Source organism: Pleomorphochaeta naphthae (assembly GCF_055396005.1).
Genome location: NZ_AP042457.1, coordinates 1,172,485 through 1,198,270, shown reverse-complemented (window position 1 = coordinate 1,198,270; position 25,786 = coordinate 1,172,485). Strand labels below are relative to the sequence as shown.

Here is a 25,786-nt window from a genome sequence, read left to right as displayed (position 1 = left end):
TAACCTTTTTATTAAATTTGTTCGTAAAAGTGATAACAAATAAAATATATAAAAAGTTTCAATATATTGCTAAATAATTTTAATATGTTATTATGAACATATATAATAATAATTTAATTATTACAGTTTAAAATAATATTTTAATAGTAAAATTTAAAGTAGGAGGAGTAATGAATTCTCATTATGACTATTTAATTGTAGGAACCGGTTTGTTTGGTTCTGTTTTTGCACATGAAATGATAAAACAAGGTAAAACTTGTTTAATGATAGAGAAACGTTCTCACATAGGTGGTAATATATATACAGAAAATCGAGATGGTATTAATCTTCATATATATGGTGCTCATATTTTTCACACATCTAATGAAAGAGTTTGGGAATATATAAATAATTTTACTACATTTAATAATTATATTAATTCACCCATAGCTAACTATAAGGGAGAATTTTATAATCTTCCATTCAATATGAATACCTTTTACGCAATGTGGAAGGCAAAAACTCCAAAAGAAGTTAAAGCAATCATTGAAGAACAAAGAAAAGAAATTACTAGTGAGCCAAAAAATTTAGAGGAGCAAGCAATAAGTCTTGTAGGTAGAGATATTTTTGAAAAGCTGATAAAAGAATATACAGAAAAACAATGGGGAAAGAGTTGTAAAGAATTACCTGCTGATATAATCAAAAGAATTCCAGTAAGATATACTTTTGATAATAATTATTTTAATCATCGTCATCAAGGAATTCCTGAGGGAGGATATTCTCAAATTATTGAAAAATTAACTAAAGGCGCTGATATTTTATTAAATACTGATTATAACAGTGATAGAGAAAAGTTTAAAAAGATGGCTGATAAAGTATTATACACAGGTCCATTAGATTCTTTATTTGATTATAGTGAAGGTTATCTTGAATATAGATCTGTTAAATTTGATAATCAAAGGCTTGAAGAAGAAAATCATCAAGGTGTTGCAGTAATAAATTATACAGATCATTCTGTTGCTTATACAAGAACAATCGAACACAAACATTTTGAAAGCCCAGAAACTAATGTTACTTGGGTAAGTTATGAATATCCAGTAGATTATGCAGAGACAGGCGAACCATATTATCCTTTAAGAGATAAAAAAAATATTGAATTACATAATAAATATTTGAATAAAGTTAAAGAAGATAATTCATTATTAATTGGAGGTCGTCTAGCAGAATATAAGTATTATGATATGGATACTACTATAGAGTCTGTATTAAATTTAATAGAAGAAATAAGTTAATTAATTATTTTATTAAAGTTGAGAAAACTAGACACTTTGCTGTAGAATTTAACAAAGTGTCTAGTTTGGTAAGTATAAGAGCCAACTTGTTGTTTTGAGAGGATAATTTTTTTGATAAACTTTCCTACTCCATCATCAAATTAGTTTAAAAAATTTTTGAAAGCTAATTTTAGTTTATTATCTTTATTCTTATTAACATAATGTAAAGTATTAATACCTAAAGAAGCTGCACTAGCAATATTTTCAGATAAATCATCAATAAAATAAGCTTTATTAGCTTCAATATTTTCATTATTTAAAATATATCTAAAGAAAGATGGGTTAGGTTTATATTGATGCATTTCGTTACTAACATAAATACTATCAAATAAGTCAAACATTCCAATTTCTTCCATTTTCTTAGTATGTGGAGCAAAAGTATTAGAACCTAATACTACTTTTTTGCCATTTAGTTTAAGAGCTTTTATAAGATCTACAATTGGTTGATTTAAAGTTGGCTTAAAATGCTTATAAAAAGCATCTTTATTAATATTTAAGTTTAAATTTTGATTTATCCTTTCTATAAAGAATTCTGTTGAAATGTTGCCATCCATAAGAGGGGCAGTGTAATGATGAAAATCTTTGATAAACTCATTTTTTTGCATTGTTGTAAAATTATATTCTTCAAAAATACCACTGAAACAGTGAATATTTTCTATAACAACATTGCCAGCATCGAATATAAATAGAGAGCAATTATCTGCACTATCATAAATATTTTCATATAATCCTTTATAACAGAGAGGATCTTCTAAAGATGTAATAAATCTATCAGCAATCTTATCGTTATAAGTTATATCTATGTTTTCAAAATCTACATTCATTGCAATTGAGTACATATTACTATCATTTGCGGCTTTTAAGCCATTTATAGCATCCTCATAAACAACGCAGTCAGATGGTTTAACCATTAATTTAGAAGCTGCTTCTAAAAAAATAGCTGGATTAGGTTTTCCTTTTTCTATTTTGCTAGCGTCAACCACCCAGTCAAAATATTTTTCAATTTTAGTTGTTTTAATAATGTGTTTAGCATTTGCAGAAGCACTAGCTAAAGCTGTTTTTACATTATTCGCTTTCAATCTTTTTAACAAAGAAATAGTCCCTTCATTTAAAAGAGACTCTTTATTTTTTTCTATTTTTTGTAAATAAAGATCATTTTTTATTTTAGATATATAATTTATGTTATCATTAGTAGGTTCTAAATTGATTGCATTACAAAAAAGTTTAACTCCTTCTATTCTTAATATTCCCTCAAACTTATCAAAAATTGATTCATCTAAAGTTACATTGTATTGTTTTGCTATATCTATATAACAAGAATCGTGTATTTTTTGTGTATCACACAATACACCATCCATATCAAAAAGTGCGGCTTTCACTTTTTATCCTCCTAAAGAATTTTATTAATACAAGACTATCAAAGAGATAGAGATAATACAAGTAAAATAATAAAAATATAAATATAGGATATTTTATATAATTGATTTTTTTTGTATAGATTTTTTTCTTCTTTTTAATTCTTTTTTACTCTTAGGAGGTCTAGGAGAAACTTTGTTTGGTTTGAAAAAAAGTTGTTCAGGAGTATTTAAAATTTGTTGTAACATATTCAAAGATTGAACAAAGTAATATCCATCGGCAATTCGTTCATCAAGAGTGATTCCAATTTTCAATGAATCTCTTCTTTCTAACGAATCTTCTTTGACAATGCGTTTTCTTTTTAAGGCTCCTATAGTGATAAAAAGGCTAGTAGTACCCCATTGGTAAAGATGATGATAAACAGCTCCTGTTTTTAAGCCGATGCTACCTAAATTACTAATATAGGCAGAACAATGAAGTCCGTCTTCATTAATAATAGATTTAGGAGCAAAGCCTTTTGTGTCCATAAATTTAATAATAGAAACAATAGCGGTTAATATAAAAGGAGGGAAGGCAGTAAAAAAGTTCACAAGTCTATCAACAGCAAGAGAACTTTTATCTAAATCAGTGTTTTTCCTAGCTTCAGTTATTTTTTTGTCTACAAGATTAGCAACGGTTTCTAAAGTATGATTCTCATCAAATTTCAAAATAATGCTATGCTCTGGAGCGTTATCATTATACTCTTCTTTAACGATAAAATTTATAGAAATTTCTTTTCTTTGCCAAAGTCTTTTATTCATGACAAATCTATTTAATTCAGGTCTAATTACTATAAGCCTAGCTATTGCAGCAATAAGAACTTCAAATACTCTATATTTTCTTTTAAGAGAAGATGATTGGTTGTTTTTAATGAAATCAAGAGTTGCAGTTAAATCTAAATCTAAATCTAAATAAACTAGTGAGTCACATTTTCTAGGCATTAAAAAAGGAAATATTTTTTTAAAGGTTTGAATGTCATACACATAAGTCGCATCATTTCTTCTTGGCATTGATATTTGGTCCTCTCTTTTTTTCATTATTTATAATTTTACATTGATAATTCAAGATTTGTATATAAAAAAATAAAAAATAGTTAAAAAGTTCTGTCTCAGCAATATAAATTTTTATATACAATTATATAAAATGAAATTAAATCTATAATTTTGTTAACCTTTTAGAACAAAATGTTAGATGGTGCTAAGAAAAATAAAATTAATTATTCATGCACATATTTTAACTAATTTATATCCTGGCAACAAGTTGCTTTCTGTAATATGTCAGATATAATTAAAAAAAGTTAAAAAAAAGTTCAAATAGTGAATGACAAAACCCAAATAATTGGTTATATTGTTACATATGAATAAATCAGGTGAAGACTACTTAGAAGCAGTTCTCAATATTGAGAGTGAAAATGGTGTTGTAAGAACAACAGATATTGCAGCAAGGCTTAATGTTTCCAAGCCTAGTGTTAATAGAGCCATGAAGGTTCTTAGTGCTGAAGGTTATATTAATCATGAGACTTATGGAAAAATAACTTTAACTGAAAAAGGTAAGGTTCATGCTTCCATGGTATATAAGAGACACACAACTTTAGTGCGATTTTTAAGAGACATCTTAAATGTTAGTGAAGAAGTTAGCAAACGTGATGCTTGTTTGATTGAACATGATGTATCTAGTGAGACTATGGAAAAAATAGCTAGCTATTTAGAAGGCCATCTTGGAGCTGAAAAAATAGAGAACTAATAATATATAAAATCTAAATAATAATACAAAAAAAAAGGGGATCTTTTAGGTCCCTTTTTTTTTGTTAATAAGAATTAGAACAATTTAAACAAATTTATTCTTTATATATAATTATTCAGAGGATAAATTATAATTAATAAATGATTCTCTATATTTATTTGGATTTACTCCAAGTAAACTTTTAAATATTTTAGAAAAATAACTTGGGTTATGGATTCCAACAGCATTACAAATTTGGTTAATACTTAAGTTTGGATCTTGCATTAAATGAATGCTCTCATTAATTCTATAAGAATTTAAATATTTAACAAAATTAAAATTTGTTTTACTTTTAAATACTCTAGACAAATGAGCTTCACTCACCCCTAAAAAAGCAGCTGTTTCCTGAAGTCCAATATTTTTTGAGTAGTTTTGCTCAACAAAAGTTATAGCTGAATTAGCTAAATGGTTTTGAGTACTTGTTGGCAATTTTATCGCAACGAATTTTTTCTCGTCATTATTTTCTATAATATTTTGTCTTTCCTTTTCTAATTTCTTTTTCATGTCCGTAAGGACAAAGTTTAATTTTTGAGGCGTTATTGGTTTTTGGTGATATTCAAAAACGCCTAAACCGAAGGCCTTATGAGTACTACTCATTTCCTTTTCACTGTTACCAAAGATAAGCGTGTGATAAATAGGACAAGCCTGTAACATCGCATAAACTCCCCTGACTGAGAATTCAGTAATAACCATATCTGGTTTTAATAACTCAATCAGCTTCTGTGCGATAATCCCTTCTTTTAATGAAGCAATTAGTTCAATACCTAAGTGTTTCCAATCGATAGACGAAATTAAATCTAGTCTTGTGTAATCATCTCTAATTACTATAATTAATGAATAATTCAAAAGATATTTCCTTTAGTCTTTTATTTTTCAATACAAATATATAATAACCATATTACAAATCACAACAAATTCCTACAATATGTATAATCATATAAAAAAATCAGTATTGATTTAGTTATAAGGATCAAAGTAGTCCGGAATTATATAGAATCATTGTTATAACAAATAATACTTAAATAACTATACATAATTTGTAGTATTTTGTGAATATTAGTAATACAAAATCTTTATATCGATATTAATTTCAACATTTATTTTATCCTTGAATAGGGTTTTTTGTAAAGATATAATTTACATTATTTAAAAATATGAGAATATTTATATAACAAAATTAATATAGTTTACTTTATATAACAAAAATTTAACTATTGTAAATTAAATAAAATATACTAAACTTGTAATATTTTTTAATATTTATTGACATCCAATCAAAAAGGATTAATTTTTTTTAAATTTGTAGATATCAAGAGTAATAATTTAAGTTTTCCTAGTGAGGATTCCCTGTAAGATTAAATAGATTCCCTGTAAGGTTAAATTTCACATTTATTTTGTAAATATTTGTTAGTTATGCTATAGTGTTATTTGATTAAATTTAAAATTGTAATGTTTGCATAAGAATAATATTTGTTATTTACTTAAATTTTCTATTTAGTAACAAAAATTAATTTTAGATTTAAATCTTATTTTTTTATTGGAGGCTATGAATGCAAGCAATAATATTAGCTGCAGGCATGGGAAAACGATTAAAAGATCTTACAACAGATGTACCTAAGTGTATGGTAAAAGTTAATGGAGTTACTCTAATTGAAAGGATGCTTAACCATTTAGATAGTTTTAACTTATCTAGAATAGTAATAGTAGTAGGATATAAATCTAATAAAGTTAAAAATTTTATTAATGAATTAAATAATAGTGAGAAGAAAATAAAAACACCTATTGTTTTTGTAGAAAATGATATTTATCATAAAACAAATAATATTTATTCATTGTATTTAGCTCGTGATTATTTAGTCCAAGAGGATACAATACTTTTAGAATCAGATATTATATTTGAAAAAAAGGCCTTAACCCAATTAATAGATAATGAATATCCTAGTTTAGCTTTAGTCTCAAAGTATGAGAGTTGGATGGATGGAACTGTAGTAAGGTTAAATAATGACTGTAAGATTATAAACTTCATTGATAAAAAGCATTTTGAGTTTGATAAAATTAATTCATATTATAAAACTGTGAATATATATAAGTTTAGCAAAAAGTTTTCTACTCATCATTATGTTCCTTTTTTAGAAGCTTACTGCATGGCTCTTGGCAATAACGAATATTATGAGCAAGTCCTTAAAGTAATAACATTATTAGATAATCCAGGAATTAAAGCATTAGTGTTGGATAAAACGTGTAGTTGGTATGAAATAGATGATATTCAAGATTTGGATATAGCTGAATCAATTTTTGATTGTGATAAAAAAAATAAGTTTAAGAGAATACAAAAAAGATATGGTGGATTTTGGAGATATCCTAGAATAATTGACTTTTGTTATCTAGTTAATCCATATTTTCCACCTAAAAAATTGTTAGATGAAATTCAAGCAAATTTCCACACTTTAATAACTCAATATCCATCTTCTTTAGAAGTTAATAATTTATTAGCTAGTAAAAATTTTGGAGTAAGATCTGATCAAATAATTATAGGAAATGGGGCAGCAGAGTTAATAAATATAATAATGGGTCATCTTGAAGGCAATATTGGTATTGTTTTCCCTACATTTGAAGAATATCCAAACAGAGTTGAAAAGGATAGAATAGTTTCATTTACTCCTAATAATGAGGATTTTAGATATACAGGAGATGATTTAATATCATATTTTCATGATAAGGATATAAGAGCTTTATTATTGATTAATCCAGATAATCCAAGTGGAAATTTTATTTGTTATAAAGATGTACTTAAATTAATAGAATGGGCAAAATCAAAAAATTTAAAAGTAATTGTAGATGAATCCTTTGTTGATTTTGCACAAGAAAATTTAACCTTTACATTAATAAATAAGGAATTATTAATTAAATATCCTAATCTTGTTGTCATAAAAAGTTTATCTAAAGCTTATGGGATTCCTGGTTTACGTTTAGGTGTTGTTGCATCAAATAATAGAGAATTAATGGAATTTATCAAAAAACACATTGCTATATGGAATATAAATTCTTTTGGAGAATATTATATGCAAATCGAAGAGAAATATAGTGATTGTTATCAATTAGCATTAACTAGATTTAGAAAAACAAGAGATATTTTTATAAAAGAACTGTCACAAATTCCAAATATTAAAGTTTTAGAATCACAAGCAAATTATGTAATGTGTGAGCTAATAAATATCTCTAGTTCTAACCTTGCAATTGATTTATTCCATAATCATTATATCCTTATAAAAGACTTATCTACTAAATTAGGAATGAATAATAAAAATTATATTAGGTTAGCTATAAGAAATGAAGAAGATAATAAGGTGTTACTTGAAGCCTTAAAGAAAGAATTAGGAAAATAGTGTGAAAATTGTAATTTTAGGTGGAGGAAATATAGGATCTCTTTTAATTGGAGATTTAGGTTCAAATAAGAAAAATCAAGTTTATCTTTATACAAAGAGCAGTACAAATTGGAATACAGATATTTCAGTATATAATAAGAAAAATGAGTTTCTATATAAAGGAAGATTATATGAGGCAAGTGATAATAAACAAACAATATTTTCAAACGCTTCTTTAATTATTTCAACTTTACCCTCACATGTTTTTCCTTCTGTATTAAAAGAGATTCAAGATTATATTCCTCAAGAAAGTATTTTACTTATGATACCAGGGAGTGGAGGAGGAGAGTATATTTGTTCGTCTCTAATTAAAAAAAAATGTATTATAGCTGGATTACAACGGGTGCATGGAATAGCTAGGATAAAAGAAAAAGGCAAAAGTGTTTATAGCTTAGGCAAAAAAGACAAATTATATGTATCCACATTATCAAAAAAAAATCACACTTATGTTACAAATTTGGTTGAAAATTTATTTGGGATTGAAACAATTTGTTTAGATAATTATTTAAATATCACATTAACTCCATCAAATCCTATTTTGCATACCACTCGACTATATACACTTTTTCCTAAGGTCTTTGATTACTTTGCTAAAGAGCAACCTCTATTTTATGAAGAGTGGACTGATGAATCATCAAAGATTTTATTTGCCTGTGATAATGAGTTACAAGATGTATGTAAAGAAATATATAAATATGGAATAGATCTTAGTTCTGTTGTTTCTCTGCCTATTTATTATGAAGCTAAAACAATTAATGATTTTACAAAAAAAATTATATCAATAAATGCTTTTAAGGGGATAGGTGCCCCAGTTAAGGAGCAAGGGGAATATTATATTCCTGATCTTAATTCGAGATATTTTCAAGAAGATTTTCTGTTTGGCTTAGCTATTATAAAAAGTTGTGCCACTCTATTTGATGTTAAAACAGATTATATAGACTTAGTTTTAAAATGGTATGAAGATATTTTTAATTTGAAGTTATATACAAAAAAAGGTTTTTGTCCCACTAATGAATATAATTTAACCCTTCCACACTTATATTTTAAGAAAAAACAGGATTTTATTGATTTTTACAAATCTTAACTTTTGTAAATAAATTTTTGATTCAAGTGAGGATTTCTTCAAAATATCATAATTTTTGTATAAAATATCATAATTTTTCTCTAATTTTTTATTTGAAATTAAATTCAGAAATTAATTATTTCAATTTTTAGAAAATAGTTTTTTTTTAATAATTTATTTAGAGTAAATGTTTTATGTATAATATAAGAATATATATACACAAAATTGCATAAAAATATCAAATTTTCTATTGACCTATTTGCTCAAATAAAATAGATTATAGCTATATAATATCTTAAAGCAAGGAAGAAATAGAAGATGAGAGCGAATCTTATAAAATTAACAAATATCTTCTCACTCCACATTATTGATGTGGTGCTGCTCTCTATTGCTTTAATTATAGTCCTTATTTTATCAAGCCTACTAATTATTATGTAGCCACGGAGCTTAGAAATTAAGCTGTTAGCCGTGGTAAAGACCTCCCAAAGTAAAAATATATAGGGAGTAATTTACTATACCCATTTTGTAAAGGAGTAAACAAATGGCAGATTTAAAGGAAATGAGATTTACATTATCACTACTTGTAAAAAACCATTCTGGGGTTCTTCAAAGAGTTGTCGGTCTTTTTTCAAGACGTGGATATAACATTGATAGCTTAAGTGTTGGAAGAACTAATGATGATGGAATAAGTAGAATAACAATTGTCATTCTTGGTGATACTTCCATAGTAAAGCAGATCAAAAATCAAGTTGAAAAACTTGTTGATGTGTATAGAGTTTCTATTATTACCGATGAAAATGGTATTCAAAGTGAACTAATTTTAGTCAAACTTTCAACTAAAAATGGGAATAGAACAGATGTAATTGAATTGAGTGAATTATTTAAAGCAAAGGTTGTAGATGTGACCCATTCTACAATTACACTTCAACTTACAGGTAGTAATAAGAAAATACAATCATTTTTAGATTTGGCTACTCCTTATGGAATAGTTGAGCTAACTAGGACTGGAATTACAGCAATTGGTCGTGGGGAGAAAGCCTTAAAAGACACCCCTTACGAACAGCTATAAAATATTAACAAATTCATATTCGGCATAGAAAAGCCAAAGGACGAGAGAAATGAGTAAAATGTATTATGACAGTGATGCAGATTTAAAGTACCTAGAAGGTAAGACAGTAGCAATTATTGGTTATGGTAGCCAAGGGCACGCACATGCACTTAATTTAAAAGAAAGTGGTGTAGATGTAGTTGTTGGTCTTTACAAAGGTTCTAAGAGTTGGAGCAAAGCTGAAGAAGCTGGCTTAAAAGTTATGGAAGCTAAAGATGCAGCAAAAGTCGCACAAGTTATTATGATGCTTGTTCCTGATGAAAAACAGTCTTCCTTATATGATAGTGCAATTAAAAATGGATTAGAAAAAGGTGACTACTTAGCTTTTGCACATGGTTTTAATATTCATTTCGGTCAAATTACTCCTCCAAGTGATGTTAATGTAATAATGATAGCTCCCAAAGGTCCAGGTCATACAGTTAGATCTCAATTTGTTGAAGGCAAAGGTGTTCCATCCTTAGTTTGTGTAAATCAAGATCCTAGTGGAGACAGTATGGAAGTTGCTAAAGCTTATGCCAAGGGTTTAGGAGCAGGTAGAGCTGGTATTTTTGAAACTTCATTTAAAGAAGAAACGGAAACAGATTTATTTGGTGAACAAGCTGTTCTTTGTGGTGGTGTTTCGGCCTTAATTAAAGCTGGATTCGATACTCTAGTAGAAGCTGGTTATCAACCTGAAATGGCATATTTTGAATGTTGTCATGAAATGAAGCTAATTGTTGATTTAATCAACCAAGGTGGTCTTTCATACATGAGATACTCCATTTCTGATACAGCAGAATATGGTGATTATATAACTGGTGAAAAAATCATCACAGACCAAACAAAACAAGCTATGAAAGATGTTTTAACAGATATTCAAGAAGGTGTGTTTGCTAGAAATTGGTTATTAGAAAATCAAGTAAAAAGACCATATTTCAATGCTAAGAGAAGAATTGAAAGTGAAAGTCTTTTAGAAAAAACCGGTAAAAAATTAAGAGGATTAATGAGCTGGTTAAAGAAATAAATTAAATTAATTTTCCCTCTTTTCATATTTTGATTAGAGGGAAAACTAAAACGTTAATTTAAGTAGAGTAGTTAAAGCTAATTTAACTAGTTTACTTGAATTAAAATAAAACATGGAGGCAATAATGCAAGATCAAATTATTATTTTTGATACAACCTTAAGAGATGGAGAACAGGCACCTGGCTATAGTATGAATTTAGAAGAAAAACTAAAGATGGCAGATAGGCTTGAAAAACTTGGGGTTGATGTTATAGAAGCTGGTTTTGCTATTGCAAGTCCTGGTGATTTTGAAGCAGTTAAAGAAATTTCAGATAACGCAGGGGATTTAATAGTAGCTTCTCTATCTAGAGCTTTAGAGAAAGATATTGATGCAAGTTTTAATGCTACAAAGAATGCTAAAAGACCTAGAATACATACCTTTTTAGCTACAAGTGATTTACATCTTCAATATAAATTAAAGATGTCAAAAGATGAAGCTTTAGAGAGAATTATTAAGATGGTAAAATACGCTAGAAATCTTTGTGGTGATGTAGAGTTCTCATTAGAAGATGCTACTAGAACTGATTTAGATTATATGTGTAAAGTAGTTGAAGCAGCTATTAATTCTGGTGCTACTACAATTAATTTGCCTGATACAGTTGGATATGCGACTCCTTCAGACATAGAAACTATGTTTAAAACAGTATTAAATAAAGTCCCAAATATTGATAAAGCAATTTTAAGTGCTCACTGTCACAATGATTTAGGACTTGGATTAGCAAATTCCCTTTCTGCAATTAAAGCCGGAGCTAGGCAAGTTGAAGGAACTATTTGTGGAATAGGAGAGAGAGCTGGAAATACTGCACTAGAAGAATTAGCTATGACTATTAAAACTAGAAGTGATGTATATCCTTTTAATCTTTCTTTAGATACTACAGAAATATATAAAACAGCTAGGACTTTATCCTCTATTACTAATATAAAACCATTTCCATCTAAGGCAATAATTGGAGCAAATGCATTTGCACATGAGTCTGGAATCCATCAACATGGAGTTATGGCTAATGCGAAAACTTATGAAATAATGACACCTGAAAGTGTTGGAATGGTTAAAACTGAATTGGTTTTAGGAAAGCATTCTGGAAAACATGCCTTTGTTAAGAGAATGGAAGATTTAGGATACCATTTAGATGAAGATGAAGCTTCAAGATTATTTAAAGAATTTAAAGCTTTGTGTGATAGAAAGAAAACTATCAATAATAGAGATTTACTAGCTTTAGTTGAGTCAAGCGAACAGTGGAGTGAAAATGATTGGACATTAGATAGTTTTGTAGTAAACAGTGGAAATATGATGACAAGTACCGCTTGTGTAACACTATTGCATAAGGGTAAAAAATATCAAGAAGTTGCAGTTGGAACAGGTCCCGTTTATGCCGCAATTAGGGCAGTAGAAAAATTAGTTAAGCATCCCTTTGGACTTTGTGATTATAGTTTAAATGCTGTAACAGAACACAGAGATGCTCAAGGTGAAGTATTTGTGAAAATTTCTGATGGAAAGAACTTTTATAGAGGAAGAGGTGTTTCAACAGATGTAATCGAAGCCTCAATACTTTCAACCTTAGCTGCAGTAAATCATATGTTGAATTCAAGTGATTATGCTCTTGGGTCTTCAATCAACGCACAACAGCTTTCCTTAGATGATGATATGCTTGTTGGCCATAGTGATAAAAGAAATGAGGATAATTAAATGAGTAGAGTAGAAATTTTTGATTCAACACTAAGAGATGGTTCACAAGCAGAGGGAATAAGTTTTTCAGTTTCTGATAAATTAAAAATCGTTAAACTATTAGATGAGTTATGTATTGATTATATAGAAGCTGGGAATCCAGGTTCTAATCCTAAGGATATGCTTTTTTTCGAAGAACTAAAAAAAGTGAAATTACAAAATTCTAAACTAGTCGCATTTGGATCAACAAGAAGATATAATACTGAAGTAAAAGATGATTCTAATTTGCAAGCAATTTTAAATAGTGGTGTTGAAACTATTTGTATTTTTGGTAAATCTTGGGATTTCCATGTTAGGAATATCATACACACCTCTTTAAAACAAAACTTAGAAATGATTGAAGATACAATCAAATATCTAACTAGTAAAAATAGAGAAGTATATTTTGATGCTGAACATTTCTTTGATGGATATCTAAGTAATAAAGAGTATGCACTAAAAACTTTAGACGCTGCAGTTAGAGGCGGAGCAAAAAAATTGATTCTCTGTGAAACAAGGGGTGGAGTTCTTTCGACAATGGTTGGTAAAATAACAGCAGATGTTGTAAAAAGATATCCAAATATAACAATAGGAATTCATACTCACAATGATACAGGGGTTGCTGTTGCATCATCCTTAATAGCTTATGAAGCTGGAGCAACACATATTCAAGGAACATTGTTAGGGTATGGAGAGAGATGTGGAAATGCAAACTTAGTTGAGATTATTTGCAATTTGAAATATAAGCTTAATGTAGATTGTTTAGATGATAAAGTATTTGAAAATTTGACAACAATCGCTCACCAAGTAGCTGAAATTTCAAATGTAAGAATTCCAAAATCTGCTCCATTTATTGGAAGAAGTTCTTTTGCACATAAAGGTGGAATGCATATAGATGGAGTTAGAAAAAATCCAATCTCATTTGAGCACATGGAACCATCTTTAATTGGAAATACTAGAAGACTTTTAACAAGCGAAGTCGCAGGAAAAGCTTTATTACTTGAAAAGATAAAGAAACACTATCCCTCATTTGATTCTAAAGATAAGAGAGTCTACGATTTGGTTAATGAACTAAAAGAATTAGAAGCTTGTGGTTATCAATTTGAAGGAGCTGAAGCCTCTTTTGATTTATTAATAAAAAGACATATAGAAAGTCAAAAACCTTATTTTAGACTTAATAATTATCAAACAATAGGTAAAGAATATTATGAAGTTGGTCTAAAAAATACACCACATACTGCAATGATAAAAGTTGAGGTTGCAGGAAAGAGTGCAATTACTGCTGAGGAAGGGGCTGGACCTGTTAATGCTCTAGATAAAGCACTTAGAAAAGTTCTAGAGCCTTTCTATCCAATCCTTAAAGGTGTTTATTTGAGCGATTATAAAGTTAGAGTTTTAGATTCACTTGATGCAACCGCATCTGTTGTAAGAGTTATGATTGAATCTACCGATGGAAAGAAAACTTGGAATACAGTAGGTGTTAATCACGATATTATTGCTGCAAGCTGGCAAGCTTTAAGCGATAGCATAGCATGGTACTTAGAAGATTCTGGTGTTGAACCAGCAAAATAGGAGATATAAAATTATGGGTATGACAATGTCACAAAAGTTACTAGCAGAAAAAGCAGGTTTGAAATCTGTTGAAGCTGGTCAATTGATAATGGCTGATGTGGATTTGGTGTTAGGTAATGATATTACAGCTCCAGTCGCTATTAAAGAATTTGATAAATTTGGGAAAACTGATGTTTTTAATAAAGAAAAAATAGCATTAGTTCCTGATCATTTTGCTCCAAACAAAGACATAAAAGCTGCTGAACAATGTAATTGTATGAGACAGTTCGCAAGAAAAAATGAAATTACTAATTATTTTGAAGTTGGACAGATGGGTGTAGAACATGCTCTTTTACCAGAACAAGGTTTAGTTACAGCTGGAGATTTAGTAATAGGTGCAGACTCTCATACTTGTACTTACGGAGCTCTTGGTGCTTTTTCTACAGGTGTTGGTTCAACAGATATGGCTTGTGGTATGGCAACAGGACAAGCTTGGTTTAAAGTTCCAACAGCAATAAAATTTAACTTAACAGGTAAGTTTAATAAAAATGTTGGTGGTAAAGATTTAATCCTTCATATAATTGGAATGATAGGTGTAGATGGTGCTCTTTATGAGAGTATGGAATTTGCTGGACCTGGAGTTAAGAATCTTACAATCGATGATAGATTTACAGTTGCAAATATGGCCATCGAAGCTGGTGGTAAAAATGGAATCTTCCCAGTAGATGATATTACCCTACAATATTTAAAAGACCATGGTGCAAAAGAGCCAAAAATATTTAGTGCTGATGAAGATGCAGAGTATGAAAAAGTCTATGATATAGATTTATCAACAATCAAGAGTACAGTTTCGTTCCCACACCTTCCTGAAAATGCAAAAACTTTCGATCAATTTGGTCAAGTTGAAATCCATCAAGTAGTAATTGGTTCATGTACAAATGGACGTCTTTCAGATTTAAGAAAGGCAGCTAAAATTCTAAAAGGCCATAAAATTAGTGATAAGGTTAGATGTATAGTTCTACCAGCTACACAACAAATTTGGAAAGATGCAATGCATGAAGGTCTATTTGATATATTTATAGATTCAGGTTGTGCAGTTTCAACTCCAACTTGTGGTCCTTGTTTAGGTGGACACATGGGTATTTTAGCTGAAGGTGAGAGAGCTGTTTCTACAACAAATAGAAACTTTGTAGGCAGAATGGGACATGTAAAATCTGAAGTATATCTAGCTGGACCAGAAGTTGCTGCTGCAAGTGCAATAACAGGTTTTATTACAGATCCAAACACAATAGAGGAGAAATAGTTTATGAAAGGTAAAGGCAAAGTTTTTAAATATGGTGATAATGTAGATACAGATGTAATAATTCCAGCAAGATATTTGAATACATCAGTTCATAGCGAACTTGCGAAACACTGCATGGAAGATATAGATAGTGAGTTTGCAAGTAAAGTAAAACAAGGTGATATTATAGTTGGGGAAAAAAACTTCGGTTGTGGTTCCTCTAGAGAGCATGCACCAATTGCAATTAAAGCTAGTGGAGTATCTTGTGTTATAGCAAAATCATTTGCAAGAATATTTTATAGAAATTCAATTAATATAGGTCTTCCAATTTTAGAGTGTGCAGAAGCTTGTGATAATATTGAGAGCGGTGATGAAGTTGAAGTAAATTTTGACACTGGTAAAATTACAAATATAACTAAAGGTACAGAATTCCAAGCTCAAGCTTTCCCTCCATTTATGCAAGAGTTAATTGCTGCAGGTGGGTTAGCTGCATATATCAAAAATAAAGGAGACAACTAATGGATATGAAGATTGCACTAGTAAAAGGTGATGGAATAGGTCCAGATATTATAGATGAAGCTGTCAAAGTTTTAGATGCCGTTTGTTCAAAATTTAATCATAAAGTTGAGTACAAAGAGGTATTAGCTGGTGGAGCTGCAATTGATAAATTTAACAATCCTCTTCCTCAGGAAACCTTAGATATATGTAAAGCAAGTGATTCAGTGCTTTTAGGAGCTGTTGGTGGACCAAAATGGGATAATGTTCCTTCTCATTTAAGACCAGAAAAAGCTTTGTTAGGACTTAGAAGTGAACTTAAATTATTTTGTAATTTAAGACCTGCTATAATGTATCCTCAATTAAAAGATGCTTGTCCATTAAAAGATGAAATAATTGGTGATGGGCTTGATATAATGGTAGTTAGAGAGTTAACTGGTGGAATCTATTTTGGTGAAAGAGGTAGAAATGAAAACTCAGCTTTTGATACCTTAAGTTACAGAAAAGATGAAATTGAGAGAATTGTAAAAAAAGCATTTGAGATTGCTCAAATCAGAGGTAAGAAACTAACAAGTGTAGATAAAGCAAATATTTTAAATTCTTCCCAACTTTGGAGAGATATTGTTGTTGATATGAGCAGTAAATATGGCGATGTAGAAGTTAATCACCTATATGTAGATAATGCTGCTATGCAACTAGTTAGAAACCCTAAGCAGTTTGATACAATTGTTACAACAAATATGTTTGGTGATATTTTAAGTGATGAAGCATCACAGATAACAGGCAGTATTGGAATGCTTCCAAGTGCTTCTTTAGGAAGTGGTACATTAGGAATGTATGAGCCAATACATGGAAGTGCTCCTGATATTGCAAATCAAGATATAGCAAATCCAATAGCTACAATATTATCAGTTGCAATGATGCTTAGATATTCTTTTAATTTATTAGAGGAAGCACAATGTATAGAAGATGCTGTATATTCAGTTTTAGATCAAGGTTATAGAACTAGTGATATTTACAGTGAAGGCTTGAAGAAAGTTGGTACAAAGCAAATGGGTAGTTTGATTTGTAAAGCTATCTAAACTTTATAAATAGTGTTATTATACTATCTATAAAAAAAAGAAGAGAAGGCAAAAGATGAATAAAGATGATAAATATAGATCAAGTCAAATGACTGAAGGAATGGAAAGAGCTCCACATAGATCCTTAATGAAGGCTTTAGGTTGGAGTGATAGAGAAATTCATTCTCCTATAATTGGTATTGTAAATGCAAAGAATGAGATAATACCTGGTCATGTTCACCTTGATAGAATTGTTGATGCTGTAAAAGCTGGAGTTAGAGAAGCAGGTGGTCATCCTGTAGTATTTCCTACAATTGGGGTTTGTGATGGCATTGCTATGGGACACACCGGAATGAAATACTCCTTAGCTTCTAGAGAATTAATTGCTGATTCTATTGAAGTAATGGCTATGGCACATCCATTCGATGCTTTAGTTTTTGTTCCAAACTGTGATAAGATTGTTCCAGGAATGTTAATGGCTGCATTAAGGCTTAATGTTCCTTCAATCTTTATCTCAGGTGGACCAATGCTTGCTGGAAAAGTTCCTGGAGTCAAAGAGGGTAAAGATCTCTCTTCGATGTTTGAAGCTATAGGTAGTTTAAAAAATAACACTATGGATGAAGCAACATTCAAATGTTATGAAGATAATGTTTGTCCAACTTGTGGATCTTGTTCAGGAATGTTCACTGCAAATTCAATGAACTGTTTAACAGAGGTTTTAGGCTTAGCATTACCTGGAAATGGAACAATACCAGCTGTTTATTCTCAACGTGATATTTTGGCAAAGAAATCAGGATATATGATTCTTGAGTTGTTAAAAAGAAATATTAGACCTCAAGATATCGTTAATGAAGAATCATTTAAAAATGCATTAACCGTTGATATGGCATTAGGTTGTAGTACAAATACAATGTTGCATTTACCTGCTATTGCTCACAATGCTAATATTGATTTTAATATTTTCACTGCAAATGAAATAAGTGAGAAAGTTCCAAATCTATGTCACTTAGCTCCAGCTGGCTCTCATCACATTGAGGACTTGTATTTTGCAGGCGGTATTATGGCAGTAATGAAAGAGCTTGATAAAAGAAGTCTGTTAAATAAAGACTTATTAACAGTTACAACAAAAACTATCGGTGAATCTTTTGAAAATGCTGTAAATTATGATAATGAAGTTATTAGAGATATAGATAATCCATATACTAAAACAGGTGGAATTGCTGTACTAAGTGGTAATTTAGCTCCTTCAGGTGCTGTAGTAAAGAGAAGTGCAGTAGATAAGTCTATGTTAGTACATAAAGGACCTGCTAGAGTTTTTGAAAGTGAAGAAGAATGCATAAAAGCAATTTTCGATTCGAAAATTAAGAAAGGTGATGTATTAGTAATTAGATATGAAGGACCTAAAGGTGGACCTGGAATGAGGGAAATGCTCTCACCAACTAGTGCAATAGCTGGAATGGGCTTAGATAAAGATGTTGCATTATTAACTGATGGAAGATTTAGTGGAGCTACAAGAGGTGCTTCTATAGGGCATGTTTGTCCTGAAGCTGCTCAAGGTGGACCTATTGGACTAGTAGAAGATGGAGATATTATATCAATAGATATCCCAAATTATAAATTAGAATTATTAGTTGATGATGAAACTTTAGCAAAAAGACGTGAGAGTTGGGTTTGTAAAGAACCAACTATCACAACTGGTTACTTAGGCCGTTATGCAAAACTTGTAAGTGATGCCTCTAAGGGTGCGGTATACAAAGAATAGGAGTCAACTATAAACAATTATGATTAAGGAAAAAGATTTTAAATTATTGAATACTAGCTTTTTCGCCTCTAATCAAAAGGGCGTAAATAGCCCTAATAAGTTTATTTGTCGTAGCAATCATAGCCTTTCTATGAGGGAATCCTTGTTCTCTTTTCCTGGAATAATATTCAGCCAGAACAGGATTACTTCTAAGACTATTGGTAGCCATAAGGTAGCAATATTTTCTCAAGACTCTATTCCCTCGTTTGGAAATTTTACCATGTCTATCTTCATTTCCAGATTGATAGATTGTTGGATCAGTTCCTATGAAAGCTATCAATTTTTGGTAGCGACTAAATCGGTGAATATCTTGAATTTCTGCCATAAAATGTGCAGCAGTTGTATCACTAATACCAGGGAAAGAAGTAATAATCTCTATCTCTTGTGGATGAATTTCTTTTTCCATATCTATGAGAGCTTTTGTAAGTTCTTTGTCTTCCTTTTTAAGATAAAGAACAGTTTTAGCTTGATGCTTGGTAATAGCTGCATGAAGATCTACACCTACAGAGTCTTTAGCCAATTCTTTGGCTTGTTTAGCAAGTTTTTTATCTCGCTCTGTACTTTTTGCTCTAGTCCCCCTAATAGCTTTAGCAAGTTGTACAGTAGAGGCAGAAGCTACTTGTTTAGCAGAACCATACACAGACAACAAATTGAGCCAAGAATCAGTAAAAACGTTAACATTATGCAATTCAGGGAAGGCTACAGCTATATCTCCCTTCAATCTAGTCTTAGCTTTTGCAAGTTGATCGCTATTAGCAATCCTATCTCTAGAGAGAAGTTTACTTTCAGATTCCAATTCTGTTTTTCTCCCTTCAAGTTGAATACTAGGGTTATTTGCATACCCTGCAATAAGGAGAGCATCAGACTTATCAGTCTTAGTTTTCCTTAATGTAATTGTATCCTTGTATTGCTTAATAAGCAACGGATTTACAACATAAGCTATCATGTTGTGATTTAGTAGATAATGATAGCAAGTTAAGTGATATTTCCCAGTGGATTCCATGACAAATGTAGTATCTTTGTTAATTCCGGGAGTAGATAATAATTTGTTAAAACCAGTTTTATTTAGTGGAAACTCATCTTGTGCGATAACACCAGTATTGCCAAGAATACAAAATGTAGCCGAAGTACTTGAAATGTCGATACCAACGATACTCATACTAACCTCCAAGGTTAAAAATAGGTTCCATTTTCCAATCTCCCGCATGAATGAAACTCAAGGATTTAATCAACCGATAGGGAAAACTGGGACCGAGGACAGACTCCTATAAAAACTTAAAAGTTTAGATAAAAAGAGGCCCTCTGTCCACAATTATATCACTTATAAAAACATATCATCTATTTATTTATAGATGGTAATAAACAATAGAAATTATACTGGTATTATAGACCAGTTATTATTAGGAGATAATATGGAATTAACAGGTGCAAAAATTATAGTTGAATGTTTGATTGAGCAAAATGTTGATACAGTCTTTGGTTACCCAGGTGGAGCAGTACTCCCTCTTTATGATGCATTGTATGATAGAAGTGATAAAATAAAACACATCTTAACAGCTCATGAGCAAGGTGCAAGTCATGCTGCAGATGGATATGCTAGATCAACTGGAAAAGTTGGTGTTTGTATTGCTACAAGCGGACCAGGTGCTACAAATTTGGTAACTGGGATTGCAACTGCCCAAATGGATAGTGTACCCATGGTAGCAATTACAGGAAATGTCCCAGTAACGCTTTTAGGTCGTGATAGCTTCCAAGAAGTTGATATTTCTGGAATTACTATGCCAATTACAAAGCATAATTATATAGTTAAGGATATAAAGGAATTAGCTTCAATAGTAAGAGAAGCTTTTGAAATTGCAACCACTGGTAGACCAGGTCCCGTTTTAATCGATATTCCTAAAGATGTTCAAACTGCAATTTGTGAATATGAGGCTTGTGAGCCTAAAACAGGTGACTATGTAGCTGAAAGATTGTCAGAACAAAGTTTAGATGAAGCAGTAAAACTTCTTAAAGAATGTGAAAGCCCAATGTGTTATGTAGGTGGCGGGGTAATTATTTCAGATGCTAGTGAAAAAGTTAGAGCCTTTTTAGATCTTATTGATGCTCCAAGTTGTGTCTCTTTGATGGGATGTGGTGCCATTAGATCAGATAGTCATAGATATACTGGATTGGTTGGCATGCATGGTTCAAAAGTATCTAATGTATGTGTTAATAATTGTGATTTACTAATAGTAATAGGGGCAAGGTTTTCTGATAGAGTAGTAAGTAAAGCTAGCAGTTTTGCTAAAAATGCTAAGATTATTCAGATTGATGTAGATCCTGCTGAAATAGATAAAAACATTGCTACTACTTGTCATTTACTAGGTGATATAAATATTGTTATAGATAAATTGACCAAAAAAATTAGTAAACCACTAGAACATAAAGATTGGATGGACACAGTTGCTCAATATAAGAAGAGATTCCCTCTATTAACTAATCAAGAGAGTAAGAGAGCTAGTGAAGTAATTCATGCGTTGAATGAGATTTTAGATGATAATGATATTGTAACTACAGAAGTTGGACAACATCAAATTTGGGCCGCTCAGTTTGTTGACCATAAAAAACCAAGAAGATTCTTAACTTCAGGAGGGCTTGGTACAATGGGTTATGGAACAGGAGCTTCAATTGGAGCTCAAATGGGAAATAAAGATGCTAGGGTTGTTAACATTGCTGGTGATGGTTGTTTTAGAATGAATAGTAATGAATTAACTACAATAAAAAGATATGATTTACCTATTGTAATTATTGTAATGAATAATCATACTCTAGGTATGGTAAGACAGTGGCAAACTTTATTTTATAAAGGTCATTATAGTCAAACCACTTTAGATACTCCCATAGATTGGATTTTATTAGCTCAAGCTTATGGAGTAGAAGGAAGACGAATATTACCAGGAGATAACCCAAAAGAGATTTTGGAAGAAGCTTTTAGTTTAAAGAAACCAGTTGTAGTGGATGTTGAAATTCCATTGGACGATAAAGTTTTCCCAATTGTACCACCAGGCAACTCTATTAAAGATATGCAAGGTGTTGTTGAAGTAGATTTAATATAGTATTTATTATTCCTAATAAATACTTCTTCATGCCTCTCTTTATAATTTAAGGAGAGGCATCTTTTTGAATTAAATAGGATCTATTTCATTATCCATTGAAGAGTCGGTAGTAACATAAATGTCTCCTCCAACATCTAATGCTGATTTAATTTTATTAGATTCTCTCTTTTTAAATAGCTTAGCCTTAGCTAAAAGGCTTTTTTTATGTGCGGCTGAAATAGAATTTTGATTTTTATTAACTTTATAAATATTCCCATTTTGAGTTTTATATAAAGCTTCAATATCTTTTGATTTTTTATCGATTAACATTTTACCTTCTTTTAAATAAAATAAATATAATAAAAATATAAGTCAATTGATTGGTTAATTTAAGATGCGAAGTATACATAAAATATTTAGTATTAAAAGCTACAATGTAAATCCAGTATTAATAAATTGCTAACAATGGATTGAAATTTAATATTATTTATTAAACTTATTGTATCTCTTTTATTTTGGTGTAATTGGATCTCCATCACGTATGTAGGTATGTCTAAGGTAAGTCAAAGCAAAAATACAAAAAATAACTATCATTGAAACAATATGATAAACTTCTTTAAAAGTAAATATTTCTAATAGCTGTCCACCGACTAATGGTCCAATAGCATATCCTGAACCTTGAATAATGGAAATTAGAGTAGAAAATCTCGCCCTATGTCCCATTGGAGTATGATTTGCAATAAAGTAATCATTATTTGTCGCATTTAAAGACTCACCTAAGCTAAAAGTAATAACACCTAAAACATAAACAATTAGTACAGATCCTATAGCTAAGAAATTAAAACCTATTAAATATAAAACAAATGATAAGATAATTGCCGTTAAAGTGTTTTTCTTTCTAGATAATTTTACAAACAAAGGTGTTATTAAAACAACAGTTACAGCATTTGCACTCATCAAAAATCCATATATAGAGGGGCCATTATCATTAAAAAGGTAAGTTGCATATAGAGGTAAAGAAAAAATAACAAGGCTAACACTAAAGAAAAATATTCCGTTTATACAAATAAAAGTGAATAATTTAGGCCTAGCTAACAGCGCTTTAAACACACTACCTTCAACAGCTTTATCGGTTTGATTTTTTTCAATGCTTTCTTGAAGCATTTTTTTATCCGGTCTTTTATCATGAATTGTAAAAGTTATTATAGTTGTTGCGATAATACCAATAATGCCAGAACCTAAAAATAACCATCTGGGGTAAGAATTGAATAATAATCCAGCAATGGCTGGACCAAATCCAAAACCTAAGTTATATGAAAGGTAAAAAAGAGAAAAGGCTTCTTGCCTATTTTTAAAATTGGTATGGTCGGTATGCAAAGCTTGTCTTGCAGGATCACTTGCTCCATCAAATAGCAAGCCAAGTATGAGAATATATGGAATTAGATGTGTGTGACTATAAAAAATACCACAAGCTAAAAAACTTAATGAAAAAAGTGTTTGAGTTATAACCATTATCTTTTTTCTTGACATTTTATCAGCTATTTTACTCGAAATTAATGAACCGGGAACATACATAGCCATACTAAGCATGGTAAAAGCACCTGCTTGTGAAGTGGAGTAACCCAGTTTAAGTGTTAAAAACAATGTTAAAAAAGGAAAGGTAAAATTACCGAAACCATTAATAAAATTAACAATTGCTAGAGAATAAATACTTTTTGGTAAATTTTTATACATAAATATAAGATATAGATAAAAAAAAGTTTAATCAATGCTTTTACTAAACCGTGATTTTAAGGTTATATTATATAGATTAGATTTACATTCTATAAAAACAACTCAAACATATTTGTTAATAATTTAGAACAAATTGTTTGATTAAAAGTATTGGCTTAGAATTAATTATAGTAATATACTATGATATGAAAAATATAAAAGAGGAAATATTATGGATAATTTATATGATTACATCTATTGGAGAGGTGATATAAGCTTTGAAAGTGTTGAGATAAATGAAATTGATATGGCAATATTTTCCCTTTTATCATATATAAATTTTCTTCCAGATATGGAATTAAAAGAAAATGGGAAAAGATATTCAATAGATCAATTAGTTAAATTAATGGATGAAAACGATATTTTGAAATTGCCAAAAAGTACTCCTGCCTCTAAAGTTGAATGTATGGAATTATTATCTTTAATATCTGATAAAAATAGATATAAGGATGTAGAGGTTTTTGGATATTCATATAATTTTGAAAAAGAAAATGCTATTCAATTTGCAGCCGTCTCTTTTCTTTTGCCTAATAAAGAAATAATTATATCATATAGAGGGACAGATGCTACTTTGATTGGTTGGAAAGAAGATTTTTTACTCAGTTTTCAAAATAGTGTTGGCTCACAAGAAAATGGAAAATTATATTTAGAACAACTTTCAACATTATATAACGGACCTATTACATTGGTTGGACATTCAAAAGGGGGAAATATTGCATTGTACTCTGCTTTAACCGCCTCAAAAACAATTCAAAATCGTATAAAAAGGGTTTTTAGTTTTGACGGTCCCGGATTCAATGAAAAGACATCAGAAGATCTAAAAAAATCTGAAATTATTGATAAATTGGTAACCTTAGTACCTCAAGGATCTGTTATTGGTATCTTAATGCAACATGAAGAACCTATAGAAATAGTATATTCGAATAAAAAAACGGGAATAACTCAACATATGCCATTTTCTTGGGAGATTAAGGTGGATCATTTTAGAAGGATTGAACAAAGAGATAATTTATCCTTGCTCTTTGATAAAAGTATTAGAACTTGGGTTGAAAAGTTAAATGAAACGGAAATGGAAATTTTTATAAATTCTGTATTTGATATAATAGACTCCATTGGAATTGTACATGTGTATGATGTAAAGTTTAAGCCAATTAAAAAGATATATAACTTGCTAATAGCTTATGTTAAAAATGATGAAACTACTAGAAAAATAATTGATAAAATAATCGTCGCACTCATATCTTCTATGAAAGAAGTAACAGTTAAAGAATATAAAACTAAAAAAGAAGCCCTTGTATCACAATTAAAAAATAATAAAATATTCAAAAATTTTAACAACAATTCATCACTTACAGACAAATAATTAGCAATTTAAAAAAAATCATAGTAGAATAGAGAGACTGTCATAAAACCCTCCTGTCACACCATCTAGCTCACCATTTAATACTATGGGGTAAACACAACGCTCAATTACCTGTAATGCAAATTGTTGTACAAATCTATCTATCACTGTTGGTATTTTAAGCATTCTAGTTTTTCGTCATTATCTTTTGATATTTAATTTTGAGTAAGTATCTAGTTCACACCCTTTCAGTTTATCAATTCTAGCAGTGTAACTATTCTTTTAAACTTTGATAAATGTAGGTTTTAGATACTCTAAAATTTCAATTATGCTATATGCTGTAACAATGTTCGCAAATTGCTGTATGAATTGCTATTATCCTTGGTGTTATAGTAACCTTTCAAAAGCATTAGAAATCTCACCAGGTAGGATTAATATCACTCATTTCAAGTTGACTCAAGATTTACTTATTGCAGTTTAGGTGGACTTTATCAATTTTTGAAAGTTCACTTTCATAATCACATTTATCTCTTGTTTCTGCTAACAGCTACGAGACTTTAACTTAGATTTCTTTCAC

At 30.0% G+C, this 25,786-nt stretch carries 21 protein-coding genes; 14 read left to right on the top strand and 7 right to left on the bottom strand.

Going from position 1 to position 25,786, the window contains the following annotated elements:
• The first annotated feature begins 170 nt into the window (after window positions 1-170).
• The gene (gene glf, locus ACZ5SO_RS05490; RefSeq protein WP_464627339.1) at window positions 171-1,271 is read left to right on the top strand and encodes a UDP-galactopyranose mutase; all 1,101 of its coding nucleotides are present in this window, start codon (window positions 171-173) and stop codon (window positions 1,269-1,271) included.
• Window positions 1,272-1,411: 140 nt separating this feature from the next.
• Here glf and ACZ5SO_RS05485 read toward each other — a convergent pair whose 3' ends face one another.
• Both ACZ5SO_RS05485 and ACZ5SO_RS05480 read right to left on the bottom strand, forming a co-directional pair.
• Window positions 1,412-2,689: a beta-phosphoglucomutase family hydrolase gene (locus ACZ5SO_RS05485; RefSeq protein ID WP_464627338.1), complete on the bottom strand. Its 1,278-nt coding sequence runs from the start codon at window positions 2,687-2,689 to the stop codon at window positions 1,412-1,414.
• Between the two features lie 93 nt (window positions 2,690-2,782).
• The gene (locus ACZ5SO_RS05480; RefSeq protein ID WP_464627336.1) at window positions 2,783-3,742 is read right to left on the bottom strand and encodes a 2-oxo acid dehydrogenase subunit E2; all 960 of its coding nucleotides are present in this window, start codon (window positions 3,740-3,742) and stop codon (window positions 2,783-2,785) included.
• 319 nt (window positions 3,743-4,061) lie between these two features.
• Between ACZ5SO_RS05480 and ACZ5SO_RS05475 the strand changes: the two genes are divergently transcribed.
• Window positions 4,062-4,448 carry a metal-dependent transcriptional regulator gene (locus ACZ5SO_RS05475; protein ID WP_464627335.1) on the top strand — a complete coding sequence of 129 codons (387 nt, stop codon included), beginning with the start codon at window positions 4,062-4,064 and terminating at the stop codon, window positions 4,446-4,448.
• A gap of 111 nt (window positions 4,449-4,559) precedes the next feature.
• On the opposite strand, the gene ACZ5SO_RS05470 is transcribed toward ACZ5SO_RS05475, so the two are convergent.
• Entirely contained in the window at window positions 4,560-5,333 is a 774-nt protein-coding gene (locus ACZ5SO_RS05470) for a response regulator transcription factor (protein ID WP_464627333.1), read from the bottom strand.
• A 704-nt stretch (window positions 5,334-6,037) separates the two neighbouring features.
• Between ACZ5SO_RS05470 and ACZ5SO_RS05465 the strand changes: the two genes are divergently transcribed.
• From ACZ5SO_RS05465 to ilvD, 10 genes are all read left to right on the top strand, one after another.
• Entirely contained in the window at window positions 6,038-7,873 is a 1,836-nt protein-coding gene (locus ACZ5SO_RS05465) for an aminotransferase class I/II-fold pyridoxal phosphate-dependent enzyme (RefSeq protein ID WP_464627332.1), read from the top strand.
• 1 nt (window position 7,874) lies between these two features.
• On the top strand, window positions 7,875-8,996 hold the full coding sequence (locus ACZ5SO_RS05460) for an NAD/NADP octopine/nopaline dehydrogenase family protein (RefSeq protein WP_464627330.1): 1,122 nt from the start codon (window positions 7,875-7,877) through the stop codon (window positions 8,994-8,996).
• 520 nt (window positions 8,997-9,516) lie between these two features.
• Window positions 9,517-10,044 (top strand): acetolactate synthase small subunit, encoded by a 528-nt coding sequence (gene ilvN, locus ACZ5SO_RS05455; RefSeq protein WP_464627328.1) that lies wholly within the window; start codon window positions 9,517-9,519, stop codon window positions 10,042-10,044.
• Between the two features lie 49 nt (window positions 10,045-10,093).
• On the top strand, window positions 10,094-11,086 hold the full coding sequence (gene ilvC / locus ACZ5SO_RS05450) for a ketol-acid reductoisomerase (protein ID WP_464627326.1): 993 nt from the start codon (window positions 10,094-10,096) through the stop codon (window positions 11,084-11,086).
• A 124-nt stretch (window positions 11,087-11,210) separates the two neighbouring features.
• Window positions 11,211-12,812: a 2-isopropylmalate synthase gene (locus ACZ5SO_RS05445; RefSeq protein ID WP_464627325.1), complete on the top strand. Its 1,602-nt coding sequence runs from the start codon at window positions 11,211-11,213 to the stop codon at window positions 12,810-12,812.
• The gene (cimA, locus tag ACZ5SO_RS05440) at window positions 12,813-14,402 is read left to right on the top strand and encodes a citramalate synthase (RefSeq protein ID WP_464627323.1); all 1,590 of its coding nucleotides are present in this window, start codon (window positions 12,813-12,815) and stop codon (window positions 14,400-14,402) included.
• 13 nt (window positions 14,403-14,415) lie between these two features.
• Window positions 14,416-15,684: a 3-isopropylmalate dehydratase large subunit gene (gene leuC / locus ACZ5SO_RS05435; RefSeq protein ID WP_464627322.1), complete on the top strand. Its 1,269-nt coding sequence runs from the start codon at window positions 14,416-14,418 to the stop codon at window positions 15,682-15,684.
• Between the two features lie 3 nt (window positions 15,685-15,687).
• On the top strand, window positions 15,688-16,182 hold the full coding sequence (leuD, locus tag ACZ5SO_RS05430; RefSeq protein WP_464627320.1) for a 3-isopropylmalate dehydratase small subunit: 495 nt from the start codon (window positions 15,688-15,690) through the stop codon (window positions 16,180-16,182).
• Entirely contained in the window at window positions 16,182-17,240 is a 1,059-nt protein-coding gene (leuB, locus tag ACZ5SO_RS05425; protein WP_464627319.1) for a 3-isopropylmalate dehydrogenase, read from the top strand. The genes leuD and leuB overlap by 1 nt, the downstream gene beginning before the upstream one ends.
• Before the next feature lie 55 nt (window positions 17,241-17,295).
• A complete protein-coding gene (gene ilvD, locus ACZ5SO_RS05420; RefSeq protein ID WP_464627317.1) occupies window positions 17,296-18,981 on the top strand; it encodes a dihydroxy-acid dehydratase in 1,686 nt (561 codons plus the stop codon).
• A 43-nt stretch (window positions 18,982-19,024) separates the two neighbouring features.
• Here the strand turns inward: ilvD and ACZ5SO_RS05415 are convergent, their stop codons facing one another.
• Window positions 19,025-20,179: an IS110 family RNA-guided transposase gene (locus ACZ5SO_RS05415; protein ID WP_464624806.1), complete on the bottom strand. Its 1,155-nt coding sequence runs from the start codon at window positions 20,177-20,179 to the stop codon at window positions 19,025-19,027.
• A 253-nt stretch (window positions 20,180-20,432) separates the two neighbouring features.
• On the opposite strand from ACZ5SO_RS05415, the gene ilvB reads away from it, so the two are divergent.
• A complete protein-coding gene (gene ilvB, locus ACZ5SO_RS05410) occupies window positions 20,433-22,115 on the top strand; it encodes a biosynthetic-type acetolactate synthase large subunit (protein WP_464627316.1) in 1,683 nt (560 codons plus the stop codon).
• 69 nt (window positions 22,116-22,184) lie between these two features.
• Here ilvB and ACZ5SO_RS05405 read toward each other — a convergent pair whose 3' ends face one another.
• On the bottom strand, window positions 22,185-22,424 hold the full coding sequence (locus tag ACZ5SO_RS05405) for a hypothetical protein (RefSeq protein WP_464627314.1): 240 nt from the start codon (window positions 22,422-22,424) through the stop codon (window positions 22,185-22,187).
• A gap of 180 nt (window positions 22,425-22,604) precedes the next feature.
• Window positions 22,605-23,828: an MFS transporter gene (locus ACZ5SO_RS05400; protein WP_464627312.1), complete on the bottom strand. Its 1,224-nt coding sequence runs from the start codon at window positions 23,826-23,828 to the stop codon at window positions 22,605-22,607.
• A 211-nt stretch (window positions 23,829-24,039) separates the two neighbouring features.
• Here ACZ5SO_RS05400 and ACZ5SO_RS05395 point away from each other — a divergent pair, with 211 nt between their 5' ends.
• Complete coding sequence (locus ACZ5SO_RS05395; RefSeq protein ID WP_464627310.1) at window positions 24,040-25,230, top strand: Mbeg1-like protein; 1,191 nt, start codon at window positions 24,040-24,042, stop codon at window positions 25,228-25,230.
• Window positions 25,231-25,248: 18 nt separating this feature from the next.
• Here the strand turns inward: ACZ5SO_RS05395 and ACZ5SO_RS05390 are convergent, their stop codons facing one another.
• The gene (locus tag ACZ5SO_RS05390; protein ID WP_464627309.1) at window positions 25,249-25,395 is read right to left on the bottom strand and encodes a hypothetical protein; all 147 of its coding nucleotides are present in this window, start codon (window positions 25,393-25,395) and stop codon (window positions 25,249-25,251) included.
• Window positions 25,396-25,786 lie beyond the last annotated feature (391 nt).